We start from the raw sequence: 12,199 nt of genomic DNA on the forward strand, positions 1-12,199 counted from the left end.
GGCGGGTGGGGGAACGCCCGCCGCAGGCGCACCCCGCACGCGCGCACCCTGTTTTGACCCGTGCGGCGTGCCGGCGGTATTCTTCTGATTCGTTATGCGTATTGGCTTGGTCGTTCTCACGCGAGGGGCCCTTACGCCGGTCCACCGGGCCGATGACCAGCGGCAGGCAGCGGGTTGCGTCCCCGCATGCAGGTCAGGGCTGTCGTGATCGCCGGGTGGCCTTGTCAGGACCGTCCCCTACGCCCTAGTGGCCGGGGGAGACCCCATCACTGAAGAAGCGAAGGCTACGACCGTGCGTACGTACAGCCCCAAGCCCGGCGATGTGACGCGCCAGTGGCACATCATCGACGCGCAGGACATCGTCCTGGGCCGTCTGGCGACCACCGCCGCAACCCTTCTCCGGGGCAAGCACAAGCCGATCTACGCGCCCCACGTCGACACCGGTGACTTCGTCATCATCATCAACGCGGAGAAGGTGCACCTGTCCGGCAACAAGCGGACCCAGAAGATGGCCTACCGCCACTCCGGTTACCCCGGCGGTCTGCGTTCCGTCCGCTACGACGAGCTGCTCGACAAGAACCCGGAGAAGGCCGTCGAGAAGGCCGTCAAGGGCATGCTCCCCAAGAACACCCTGGGCCGTCAGATGCTCTCGAAGCTGAAGGTCTACGCGGGCGACCAGCACCCGCACGCCGCTCAGCAGCCGGTCCCGTTCGAGATCACCCAGGTCGCGCAGTAATTCCGGCCACCCCCTAAGACGAAAAGAAATCTGAGGAGCATCGTGGCCGAGACCACTGTTGAGAACCCTGTCGAAGGCGCCGACGGCGAGGAGACCTTCGACGCGGTGACGACCTTCGAGTCGGAGACCCCCGTCGAGGGCGAGTACACCTCCGAGTCCCTGGCGTCGCGCTTCGGCGACCCGCAGCCGGCGGCCGGCCTGGGCCGCCGCAAGAACGCCATCGCCCGTGTCCGGATCGTCCCGGGCAGCGGCAAGTGGAAGATCAACGGGCGCACCCTTGAGGACTACTTCCCCAACAAGGTGCACCAGCAGGAAGTCAACGAGCCCTTCAAGGTGCTCGAACTGGACAACCGTTACGACGTCATCGCCCGGATCGCCGGCGGCGGCGTCTCCGGTCAGGCCGGCGCCCTGCGCCTCGGCGTGGCCCGTGCGCTGAACGAGGCGGACGTGGACAACAACCGCGCCCCGCTGAAGAAGGCCGGCTTCCTGAGCCGCGACGACCGTGCCGTCGAGCGCAAGAAGGCCGGTCTCAAGAAGGCGCGCAAGGCCCCGCAGTACAGCAAGCGTTAATCGCTGCTGCGTTACGCCTCTACGGCAATCGTTCGCCCCGGCGGCACTCCGTGCTGCCGGGGCGTTCGTTTTATCGGTGATCTCGGGCGTATAACAGCATCAGACGATCAGTGTTTTTGCGTTTTCGTGTTTTTTCGGAGGGAGAGCTGTGGGACGACTCTTCGGTACGGACGGTGTGCGCGGTGTCGCCAACGCCGATCTGACGGCCGAGCTGGCGCTCGGTCTGTCGGTCGCGGCCGCGCATGTGCTCGCCGAGGTGGGGACGTTCGACGGGCACCGGCCCACCGCGGTGGTCGGCCGTGATCCCCGGGCGTCCGGCGAGTTCCTGGAGGCCGCGGTCGTGGCCGGACTCGCCAGCGCGGGAGTGGACGTCCTGCGCGTCGGTGTGCTGCCCACCCCGGCGGTGGCGTATCTCACCGGCGCGTTGGGTGCCGACCTCGGCGTGATGCTGTCCGCGAGCCACAACGCCATGCCGGACAACGGCATCAAGTTCTTCGCGCGCGGCGGGCACAAACTCGCGGACGAGCTGGAGGACCGTATCGAGGCGCTGTACGAGCAGCACCGCACCGGCGCCCCCTGGGAGCGGCCCACCGGGGCGGGCGTCGGCCGGGTCCGTACGTACGACGAGGGCTTCGACCGGTACGTGGCGCATCTCATCGGGGTGCTGCCGAACCGGCTCGACGGGCTGAAGGTCGTCCTCGACGAGGCGCACGGAGCGGCGGCCCGGGTCTCCCCCGAGGCCTTCGCGAGGGCCGGCGCCCAGGTGATCACGATCGGCGCCGAGCCGGACGGGCTGAACATCAACGACGGCTGCGGCTCCACGCACCTCGGCCCGCTCAAGGCCGCGGTCGTCGAGCACGGCGCGGACTTCGGCATCGCCCACGACGGCGACGCGGACCGCTGCCTCGCGGTGGACGCGGCCGGCCAGGAGGTCGACGGCGACCAGATCCTCGCGGTGCTGGCCCTGGCGATGCGCGAGGCGGGCGCCCTGCGCGGAGACGCGGTGGTCGGCACGGTGATGTCCAACCTCGGCTTCAAGCTGGCGATGGAGCGCGAGGGCATCCACCTGGTCGAGACGGCCGTCGGTGACCGGTACGTACTGGAGTCGATGAAGGAGCACGGCTACGCCCTCGGCGGCGAGCAGTCGGGCCATGTCATCGCCCTCGACCACGCCACCACCGGCGACGGCACCCTCACCGGCCTGCTGCTGGCGGCCCGGGTCGCGGCGACCGGCCGTACCCTCGCGGACCTCGCGGGCGTGATGCGGCGGCTGCCCCAGGTGCTCGTCAACGTGCCCGATGTCGACAAGACCCGGGTGCACACCTCGGCGGAACTGGCCGCCGCGGTGTCCGAGGCCGAATCCGAACTGGGCTCCACCGGCCGCGTCCTCCTCCGCCCCTCGGGCACGGAGCCCCTGGTACGCGTCATGGTCGAGGCCCCGGACATCGACCAGGCCAGATCGGTCGCGAGCCGCCTGGCGGACGCGGTGAAGTCGGCACTGGGCTGAAGAGCGGGCTCGTAGCCGACGAGCCTTCCGGAAGGAACGATCCGCCTGCCGGGCCGGGCACTGCCGGGTCCGGCGGGAACCGCCGCGGTACACATGCGGAAGCGGTATTCGTACGTAAGCGGTACTCGTACGTAAGCACCGTCAGGTCCACATGCGGTGCGTCGGGCAGGTCATATGCGTGTGCGGGGCTCCGCCTGGCCCGCCCCGTCGGCCCGGCGGTCCGCGAGGCGGTCCGCCCGGTCCTCCGTTCGCCGCACCCGTTCCCGCTGGGTCGTCCAGATCAGTTTCTGGGCGATCAGCGTGAGGGTGCCCGCGATCAGGATTCCCGCCAGGTTCAGCAGGAGCTGGCTGCTGGAGCCCCAGACCTGGGCGTAGTCCCCGTAGCCCAGCGCGATCGCGGCGTTGGCGGCGGCGGGGACGGTGGTCACCGAGATGGCGACGCCGACCAGGGCGCCCGAGCGCGACGAGGTCAGGGAGAGCGTTCCGGCGATTCCCGCGAGGACGGCGACGACCAGCGAGAACGGGTCCGGGTTCCAGATGAACGAGGTGTTCGGGCGCTCCGCCGCCAGCATCGAGCGGCTGAAGAGCCCGAAGGCGTCCATCAGCAGACCGAACGCGGTCGTCAGCGCCATCGCCACCGCGAAACCGCCGATCAGCGCCACCAGCGAGCGCCACGCCAGCTTCGGGGCGCGCTGCACCAGCGCCGTACAGACCCCGGCCAGCGGCCCGAACTCCGGGCCGACCGCCATCGCGCCCACGATCAGGATCGCGTTGTCCAGCACCACACCGCAGGCCGCGATCATCGTCGCCAGGGTCAGGAACGCCAGATAGGTGAAGGAGAGCGTGGACTCCTCGTGGGTCACGTCCTCCAACTGCTCCCACAGCACGGCGTCGACGCCCTCGCCCGGAGCCTCCTCCTCCGCCTTCTCCGCCCGCTCGGACAGCGACAGATCGATGTTCTCGACGGAGATGGAACCGCTCTTGTCCAGCCCGAGTTCGCGTAGATCCGAGATCAGCCCGTCGCACGCCTCGCGCGCCACGTCGACCATGACGAGATCGCCCAGCGGATCGCGCGCGGCGCCGGGAACGACGACGAGATGCGCGGTGCCGACCGTGCGCTCGACGGCCCGTACGACCTCGTCGGTACGGCCGTCCGGCACGAGCAGACGCAGATGCAGCATGCGGACGGCTCCTCGGGGTTCCTGGGCGCTTCGGAGTTTCGTTTCGCCGCTTTCGGGGCTTTTCGGGGCCTTCAGAGCTTGCGGAGCGAGAGCCGCCGGACCTTGTGGTCCGGCCCCTTGCGCAGCACCAGGGTGGCACGGCTCCTGGTGGGCGCCACGTTCTCCAGCAGATTGGGCTTGTTGATGGTCCGCCACATCGTACGGGCGTAGTCCAGGGCCTCCTCCTCGGAGACCTGGGTGTACTTCCTGAAGTACGAGGAGGGGTCCTGGAACGCGGTCGCGCGCAGCGCCCGGAACCGGTTCAGATACCAGCTCTCGATGTCCTCCGCGCGCGCGTCCACGTACACACTGAAGTCGAAGTAGTCCGCGAGCCCGACCCGGGTCCTGCCGTCCTTGCCGGGCAGGGCGGGCTGGAGGACATTGAGCCCCTCGACGATCAGGATGTCCGGGTGCCGTACGGTGAGCCGCTCGTCCGGCACGATGTCGTAGACGAGATGCGAGTAGACGGGCGCGGTGACCTCGTCCTTGCCCGCCTTGATGTCGGCGACGAACCGGGTCAGGGCCCGCCGGTCGTACGACTCGGGGAAGCCCTTGCGCGACATCAGCCCGCGCGCCTTCAGCTCCGCCATGGGCAGCAGAAAGCCGTCCGTGGTGACGCGTTCGACCCGGGGGTGCTCCGGCCACCGCGCCAGCAGCGCCTGCAACAGCCGCGCCACGGTGGACTTCCCGACGGCCACGCTCCCGGCGACCCCTATGACGAACGGGGTGCCGCGCTGCGCGCCGTGCCCGTTGCCCGCGTCCCCGAGGAAGGTGTTGAGCGCCCCGCGCAGCCCGGCCGTGGCCTGCACATAGAGATTCAGCAGCCGGGAGAGCGGCAGATAGACGTCCCGTACCTCGTCGAGGTCGATCACATCCCCCAGCCCCCGCAGCCGCTCCACCTCCTCCGCGGTCAGCGGCAGCGGCGTCCGTTCCCGCAGCGCGCTCCACTCGTCCCGGCTCAGGTCCACGAACGGGGTAGGACCGTGCTCCGCCCGGCGGGGGACACTGTGTGGCGGCGATGTGATCACACTTCATTGTCCCGGATCGGTTACGGGGGGCGCGGGGGCGGGCCCCTTAGGGTGCCGGTATGTGTGGAATTGTGGGTTACGTCGGCGGACAGTCGGCGCTCGATGTGGTCATCGCGGGCCTCAGACGGCTCGAATACCGCGGATACGACTCCGCCGGAGTCGCGGTCCTCGCCGACGGCGGGCTGGCCGCGGCGAAGAAGGCGGGCAAGCTCGTCAATCTGGAGAAGGAGCTGGTGGAACGGCCCCTGCCGGCCGGGGTCACCGGCATCGGGCACACCCGGTGGGCCACGCACGGCGCACCCACCGACGCCAACGCGCACCCCCATCTCGACAATGCGGGCCGGGTCGCCGTCGTGCACAACGGGATCATCGAGAACTTCGCCGCGCTCCGGGCCGAACTGGCCGGCCGCGGCCATGACCTGGGCTCCGAGACCGACACCGAGGTCGTCTCGCATCTGCTCGCCGAGGCGTTCTCGTCGAGCGGCGACCTCGCCGAGTCGATGCGGCAGGTGTGCCGCCGTCTGGAGGGCGCCTTCACCCTCGTCGCCGTACACGCGGACGAACCGGACGTGGTGGTCGGCGCCCGTCGCAACTCACCGCTGGTGGTCGGTGTCGGGCAGGGCGAGTCCTTCCTCGCCTCGGACGTCGCCGCGTTCATCGCCCACACCCGGTCCGCGATCGAGCTGGGCCAGGACCAGGTCGTGGAGCTGCGCCGGGACGGGGTGACCGTGACGGACTTCGCGGGCGACCCGGCCGAGGTCCGCTCGTACCACATCGACTGGGACGCCTCGGCCGCCGAGAAGGGCGGCTACGACTACTTCATGCTCAAGGAGATCGCCGAGCAGCCCAAGGCCGTCGCGGACACCCTCCTCGGCCGGATCGACGCCCAGGGCGCGCTGACCATGGACGAACTGCGCATCCCGCAGTCGGTCCTCCGCGAGGCCGACAAGGTCGTCATCGTGGCCTGCGGTACGGCCTTCCACGCCGGGCTGATCGCCAAGTACGCCATCGAGCACTGGACCCGGCTGCCCTGCGAGGTGGAGCTGGCCAGCGAGTTCCGCTACCGCGACCCGATCCTGGACCGGCGCACCCTGGTGATCGCCATCTCGCAGTCCGGCGAGACCATGGACACCCTGATGGCGCTCCGGCACGCCCGCGAGCAGGGCGCGAAGGTGCTCGCCGTCTGCAATACGAACGGCTCGACCATTCCGCGGGAGTCCGACGCGGTCCTCTACACCCACGCGGGACCCGAGGTCGCCGTCGCGTCCACCAAGGCGTTCCTGACCCAGCTCGTCGCCTGCTATCTGCTCGCGCTCTATCTGGGCCAGCGGCGCGGTACGAAGTGGGGCGACGAGATCCGGGCCGTCATCAAGGACCTGTCGCAGATCGCGGGCGAGGTGGAGCGGGTCCTGGAGACGATGGAGCCGGTACGGGCCCTCGCGCGCTCCCTCGCGGACAAGGGGACGGTGCTGTTCCTGGGCCGTCATGTGGGGTATCCGGTGGCACTGGAGGGCGCGCTCAAGCTCAAGGAGCTGGCGTACATGCACGCCGAGGGCTTCGCGGCCGGTGAGCTGAAGCACGGCCCGATCGCACTGATCGAGGAGGACCTGCCGGTGGTCGTGGTCGTACCGTCGCCTCGCGGACGGTCGGTCCTGCACGACAAGATCGTGTCGAACATCCAGGAGATCCGGGCCAGGGGCGCGCGGACGATCGTGATCGCGGAGGAGGGGGACGAGGCGGTGGTGCCGTACGCGGACCATCTCATCCGGATCCCGGCGACGCCTACGCTCCTTCAGCCGCTGGTCGCGACCGTGCCGTTGCAGGTGTTCGCGTGCGAACTGGCGACGGCGCGCGGCAATGAGGTCGACCAGCCGAGGAACCTGGCCAAGTCCGTCACGGTGGAGTAGGCGGAGAAGCCCGGGACAGCGGGCACGGTGAGAGAAGTGGGGAGCGGAAGCGAGTGATTATCGGGGTGGGGATCGATGTGGCGGAGATCGACCGGTTCGGGGAGTCGTTGCTGCGGACCCCGAAACTGGTCGAACGCCTCTTCTCCGAGCGGGAGTTGTACCTCCCCAGCGGGGAGCGGCGCGGTACGGCCTCCCTGGCGGCGCGGTTCGCCGCCAAGGAGGCCGTGGCCAAGGCGCTCGGCGCGCCCGGCGGACTGCGCTGGACCGACGCCGAGGTCTATACGGAGAACAGCGGGCAGCCGCGGCTCCGCGTGCTCGGTACGGTCGCGGCCCGCGCCGCCGAACTGGGCGTACGGAACTGGCATGTCTCGCTCAGCCATGACGCGGGAGTGGCGTCGGCCGTGGTGATCGCGGAGGGTTGACCGTATGCGTATCGCTTACAGCGTGGAGACCGTCAGAAACGCCGAACGGGAGCTGATGGCACGGCTCCCCGAGGGCACCCTCATGCAGCGCGCCGCCCACGGCCTCGCCGTCGCCTGTGCCGGTCTGCTGGGCGACCTGCGGGGACGGGTGTACGGGGCGCGGGTCGTCGTCCTCGTCGGCAGCGGGGACAACGGAGGTGACGCCCTGTACGCCGGGGCCCGCCTCGCCCGCAGGGGCGCCGGGGTCGTGGCTGTGCTGCTGGCCCCGGGCCGGGCGCACGCCGGCGGACTCGCGGCCCTGCTGCGCGCCGGCGGCCGGGTCGCCGACGACGCCTCGGGTGTGCCGGCCTCGGGTGTGCCGGCCGGCGCCGATCTCGTCCTGGACGGCATCACCGGCATCGGCGGCCACGGCGGGCTGCGCGCCGACGCGGCCCGTGTGGCACGGGCCGCCCGGGAATCGGGCGCGGTGGTCGTGGCAGTCGATCTGCCCAGCGGGGTGGAGGCGGACAGCGGGGAGGTGGCGGGCGAGGCGGTGCGCGCCGATGTGACCGTCACCTTCGGTACGTACAAGCCGGGCCTGCTGATCGATCCGGCGCGCGAACACGCGGGCGCGGTACGGCTCGTCGACATCGGGCTCGGGCCGCGTCTGCCGGCCGTGCCCGAGTTCGAGGCGCTCCAGCACGCCGATGTGGCGCGGCTGCTGCCGGTGCCGACGGCCGAGAGCGACAAGTACCGGCGCGGGGTCGTCGGGATCGTGGCCGGCTCGGCGCGCTATCCGGGGGCGGCGGTGCTGGCCGTGGCGGGCGCGCTGCACGGTGGCGCGGGCGCCGTACGGTACGTGGGGCCGGGAAGCGGCGCGGTGATCGCGCGTTTCCCGGAGGCGCTGGTGCACGAGGGACCGCCGTCGAAGGCGGGCCGGGTGCAGGCGTGGGCGGTCGGGCCGGGACTGGGCGAGGGCGCCGACGCCGACGGGGGCCACGGGGTGGCGGAGGTGCTGGCCTCGGACGTGCCGGTCCTGGTGGACGCGGACGGCCTGCGGCTGCTCGACGCGGCGACGGTACGGAGCCGCACGGCCCCGACCCTGCTCACCCCGCACGCGGGCGAGGCCGCGGCGCTGCTGGGCGTGCCCCGGGAGGAGGTCGAGTCGTCCCGGCTCACGGCCGTACGGGAACTGGCGTCCCGCTTCGGCGCGACAGTTCTGCTCAAGGGCTCGACGACGCTGATCGCCGCCCCGGACAAGGACGTTCCGGTCCGGGTGAACCCCACGGGCACGTCCTGGCTCGCCACGGCGGGCAGCGGCGACATCCTCTCGGGCCTGTCGGCCTCCCTCCTGGCCGCGGGCCTCGCCCCGCGCGACGCGGCTTCGGTGGGGGCCTATATGCACGGCCTGTCGGCGCGGCTGGCGTCGAGAGGCGCGCCGATCTCGGCCCTGGACGTGGCGGGGAGCCTTCCGGAGGCATGGCGGAACGTACGGGGGTGACGATCCGGTCCGCCGGCGCGGCCGGAACCGGAATGCCCCGGCCGGCCCGCCACCCGCACCGGACCGGGGCCGGGCGCGGGCTCTGAGAGACTGGCCGTGATGACCGGAATGATGCAGACATCCACTCACCTCAGGGCCCGCGCCGAGGTCGATCTCGCCGCCCTGCGTGCCAATGTGCGCGCGCTCCGCGCCCGCGTGGGCGACGGCACCGCGCTGATGGGGGTCGTGAAGTCCGACGCGTACGGCCACGGCATGCTGCCCGTCGCCCGCGCCGCGCTCGCCGCCGGGGCCACCTGGCTGGGCACCGCCACCCCCCACGAGGCGCTCGCCCTGCGCGCCGCGGGCATCCGGAGCCGGGTGCTCTGCTGGCTGTGGACCCCCGGCGACCCCTGGCGGGAGGCCATCGAGGCCGATCTCGACATGTCCGTCAGCGGTATGTGGGCCCTGCGCGAACTGACCGCCGCCGCCCGCGAGGCCGCCCGCCCCGCCCGTATCCAGCTCAAGGCCGACACCGGCCTCGGCCGCAACGGCTGCCAGCCCGCCGACTGGCCGGAACTCGTCGGTGCCGCCCTCGCCGCGCAGGCCGCGGGCGAGGTCCGGATCACCGGCCTCTGGTCGCACTTCGCCTGCGCGGACGAGCCCGGCCACCCTTCCATCACCGCCCAACTGGACGCGTTCCACGAGATGGTCGCGTACGCCGAGAAGGAGGGCGCCCAGCCCGAGGTACGGCACATCGCCAACTCACCGGCCACGCTCACCGTCCCCGAGTCGTACTTCGATCTCGTCCGGACGGGCATCGCGATGTACGGCATCTCGCCCGGCCCCGAGGTCGGCACTTCCCAGGACTTCGGCCTGCGGCCCGTCATGACCCTTTCCGCCTCGGTCGCGCTGGTGAAGCGGGTCCCCGGCGGCCATGGCGTCAGCTACGGCCACCACTACCTCACCCCGCGCGAGACCACCCTCGGGCTCGTCCCCCTCGGATACGCCGACGGCATCCCCCGGCACGCTTCGGGCCGCGGGCCCGTCCTGGTCGGCGGGGTCAGGCGGCGGGTGGCCGGGCGGGTCGCGATGGACCAGTTCGTGGTCGACCTCGGCGGGGACACCCCAGAACCGGGCGCCACCGCCGTCCTGTTCGGCCCCGGCGACCGGGGCGAGCCGACCGCCGAGGACTGGGCCGAGGCCGCGGACACCATCGCGTACGAAATCGTCACCCGCATCGGTTCCCGCGTCCCCCGCGTCTATCTGAACGAGGACGAATGACGGTGCGCGGGCGCGCACCGGCAACCTGAGTGATCTCTCCGGGGTGAAGCCCGGCACGGCGGGGAAGGCAAGCCTGGACCCTGGACGACGAGGAGTGACGGTGAGCGAGAAGAGCCCGGCGGGGGAAGCGGCGGTGACGGCGGCGGCCGCGGTGGCGACGGCCTCGGCGGCCACCGCGGCCACGGCGGCCGTCACCGGCAACTGGCGCAAGGCGGGCCTCGCCGGTGCCGCGATAGGCGTGATCGCCGCCGGAGCCGCCGCCGGTGTCGCGATCGAGAGAATGACCGTCGGCCGGGGCATGCGCAGGAGGGCACGGCTCGCGCTGGACGCCTCGGGACCGTACGGAGCACTGCGCGGCGCCCCGGGCAAGGCGCTCGCCGACGACGGCACGGAGCTGTACTACGAGGTCGAGGACACCGAGCCGGTGGGCGAGGGCCCCGAGGCGAACGGGGCCGTCGGCGCCTCGTCCGGACCCCGACGGCGACGGCTCTTCGGGCGCAAGGCCCCGACCCCCGTGACCGTGGTTTTCAGCCACGGTTACTGCCTCAACCAGGACTCCTGGCACTTCCAGCGCGCCGCCCTGCGCGGGCTCGTCCGTACCGTCCACTGGGACCAGCGCAGCCATGGCCGCTCCGCCCGCGGCGTCTCCCAGAGCGGCCCCGGCGCCGTCCCCGTCACCATCGACCAGCTCGGCCGCGACCTCAAGGCCGTCATCGACATGGCGGCGCCCGAGGGCCCGCTGGTGCTGGTGGGCCACTCGATGGGCGGGATGACGATGATGGCCCTGGCCGACCAGTTTCCCGAGCTGGTACGGGAACGGGTCGTCGGCATCGCACTCGTCGGTACGTCGAGCGGAAAGCTCGGCGAGGTCAACTACGGTCTGCCGGTCGCGGGCGTCAACGCCGTACGCCGGGTCCTGCCCGGTGTGCTCAGGGCGCTCGGCTCCCAGGCGGAGCTGGTGGAGCGCGGCCGGCGGGCCACCGCCGATCTCTTCGCCGGGCTGATCAAGCGGTACTCGTTCAGCTCGAAGGACGTGGATCCCGCGGTCGTACGGTTCGCCGAGCGGCTCATCGAGGGCACCCCGATCGACGTGGTCGCGGAGTTCTACCCGGCCTTCACCGACCATGACAAGGTGCAGGCGCTCTCGGTGTTCCTGGAGGTTCCTGCGCTGGTGCTGGCGGGGGAGAGCGATCTGGTCACCCCCAGCTCGCACAGCGAGGCCATCGCCGATCTGCTGCCGGACGCGGAGCTGGTGCTCGTGCCGGACGCCGGGCACCTCGTCATGCTGGAGCATCCGGAGGCGGTCACGGACCGGCTCGCCGACCTGCTGGCAAGGGTGGGCGCGATGCCTTCGGAGGCTAACGTTGGCAGACATGGAAGCACCGCACAGCCCGGCGGCTGACACCCTCGGAGCAGCCGCCCGCGCCACCGCAGCCCCGGAGACCGCCGGCCCGGTCCTCACCATCGACTCACCCGAACGGATGCAGGAGCTGGGGCGCGCGCTCGCCGCCCTGCTGCGCCCCGGTGATCTGGTGATGCTCAGCGGCGAACTGGGCGCCGGGAAGACGACCCTGACCCGCGGTCTCGGCGAGGGCCTCGGGGTCCGTGGCGCCGTCACCTCGCCGACCTTTGTGATCGCCCGCGTCCACCCGTCCCTGACCGGCGGGCCCGCGCTGGTCCATGTGGACGCGTACCGGCTCGGCGGGGGGCTGGACGAGATGGAGGACCTCGACCTGGACGTCTCGCTGCCGGAGTCCGTGGTGGTCGTGGAGTGGGGCGACGGCAAGGTCGAGGAGCTGTCGGACGACCGGCTGCGGGTGGTGATCCACCGGGCGGTGGGCGGCGCGGAGCCCGGGGACCCGGACGGAACCACTGAGCCGGGGGGCGCGGGACCCGGGGGCGGGGGCGAAACCACTGGATATGACGAACGGCGGACCGATCACGCAGACGGGATTCGGACGCCGCTGGTCGGAGACCGATTTCGGGGCGCTCGCCCGCTGACCCCGCCGGAGGATTCGTCCGCGATTCGGCCGGCCGTTCCGTACGTTCCGACAAGACTTCGGCAAAAT

Annotated in this window: 10 protein-coding genes and 1 pseudogene; 9 read left to right on the top strand and 2 right to left on the bottom strand. The window is 71.6% G+C overall.

Annotated elements, in window-relative coordinates:
• Positions 1-292: 292 nt before the first annotated feature.
• The 3 genes from rplM to glmM all read left to right on the top strand — a co-directional run bounded on the left by rplM (position 293) and on the right by glmM (position 2,813).
• Positions 293-736, top strand: coding sequence for a 50S ribosomal protein L13 (gene rplM, locus WH07_RS30580; RefSeq protein ID WP_046507153.1), 444 nt, complete (start codon positions 293-295; stop codon positions 734-736).
• A 42-nt stretch (positions 737-778) separates the two neighbouring features.
• Positions 779-1,306, top strand: coding sequence for a 30S ribosomal protein S9 (gene rpsI, locus WH07_RS30585; RefSeq protein WP_046507155.1), 528 nt, complete (start codon positions 779-781; stop codon positions 1,304-1,306).
• A 148-nt stretch (positions 1,307-1,454) separates the two neighbouring features.
• A complete protein-coding gene (glmM, locus tag WH07_RS30590) occupies positions 1,455-2,813 on the top strand; it encodes a phosphoglucosamine mutase (RefSeq protein ID WP_046507159.1) in 1,359 nt (452 codons plus the stop codon).
• Between the two features lie 170 nt (positions 2,814-2,983).
• Here the strand turns inward: glmM and WH07_RS30595 are convergent, their stop codons facing one another.
• The gene (locus WH07_RS30595) at positions 2,984-3,994 is read right to left on the bottom strand and encodes a DUF389 domain-containing protein (protein WP_079023694.1); all 1,011 of its coding nucleotides are present in this window, start codon (positions 3,992-3,994) and stop codon (positions 2,984-2,986) included.
• Between the two features lie 71 nt (positions 3,995-4,065).
• Positions 4,066-5,061 (bottom strand): type I pantothenate kinase, encoded by a 996-nt coding sequence (coaA, locus tag WH07_RS30600; protein WP_046507162.1) that lies wholly within the window; start codon positions 5,059-5,061, stop codon positions 4,066-4,068.
• A 59-nt stretch (positions 5,062-5,120) separates the two neighbouring features.
• Between coaA and glmS the strand changes: the two genes are divergently transcribed.
• The 6 genes and pseudogenes from glmS to tsaE all read left to right on the top strand — a co-directional run bounded on the left by glmS (position 5,121) and on the right by tsaE (position 12,131).
• On the top strand, positions 5,121-6,968 hold the full coding sequence (gene glmS, locus WH07_RS30605; RefSeq protein WP_046507166.1) for a glutamine--fructose-6-phosphate transaminase (isomerizing): 1,848 nt from the start codon (positions 5,121-5,123) through the stop codon (positions 6,966-6,968).
• A gap of 53 nt (positions 6,969-7,021) precedes the next feature.
• The gene (locus WH07_RS30610; RefSeq protein ID WP_046507169.1) at positions 7,022-7,390 is read left to right on the top strand and encodes a holo-ACP synthase; all 369 of its coding nucleotides are present in this window, start codon (positions 7,022-7,024) and stop codon (positions 7,388-7,390) included.
• Between the two features lie 4 nt (positions 7,391-7,394).
• Positions 7,395-8,870 carry a bifunctional ADP-dependent NAD(P)H-hydrate dehydratase/NAD(P)H-hydrate epimerase gene (locus WH07_RS30615; protein ID WP_046507174.1) on the top strand — a complete coding sequence of 492 codons (1,476 nt, stop codon included), beginning with the start codon at positions 7,395-7,397 and terminating at the stop codon, positions 8,868-8,870.
• 99 nt (positions 8,871-8,969) lie between these two features.
• The gene (gene alr / locus WH07_RS30620; protein WP_232789122.1) at positions 8,970-10,130 is read left to right on the top strand and encodes an alanine racemase; all 1,161 of its coding nucleotides are present in this window, start codon (positions 8,970-8,972) and stop codon (positions 10,128-10,130) included.
• A gap of 133 nt (positions 10,131-10,263) precedes the next feature.
• Positions 10,264-11,532, top strand: a complete 1,269-nt coding sequence (locus WH07_RS30625; protein WP_408645958.1) for an alpha/beta fold hydrolase — start codon at positions 10,264-10,266, stop codon at positions 11,530-11,532.
• Positions 11,504-12,131: pseudogene (gene tsaE / locus WH07_RS30630) on the top strand (tRNA (adenosine(37)-N6)-threonylcarbamoyltransferase complex ATPase subunit type 1 TsaE). The gene WH07_RS30625 and the pseudogene tsaE overlap by 29 nt, the downstream one beginning before the upstream one ends.
• Positions 12,132-12,199 lie beyond the last annotated feature (68 nt).

Origin of the sequence: Streptomyces odonnellii (assembly GCF_000981895.1) — a bacterium.
GTDB lineage: Bacteria > Actinomycetota > Actinomycetes > Streptomycetales > Streptomycetaceae > Streptomyces > Streptomyces odonnellii.

Coding starts and splice junctions, on each gene's coding strand:
- WH07_RS30595 (WP_079023694.1), bottom strand. CDS start 3,994: ATGCTGCATCTGCGTCTGCTCGTGCCGGACGGCCGTACCGACGAGGTC.
- glmS (WP_046507166.1), top strand. CDS start 5,121: ATGTGTGGAATTGTGGGTTACGTCGGCGGACAGTCGGCGCTCGATGTG.
- WH07_RS30615 (WP_046507174.1), top strand. CDS start 7,395: ATGCGTATCGCTTACAGCGTGGAGACCGTCAGAAACGCCGAACGGGAG.
- alr (WP_232789122.1), top strand. CDS start 8,970: ATGACCGGAATGATGCAGACATCCACTCACCTCAGGGCCCGCGCCGAG.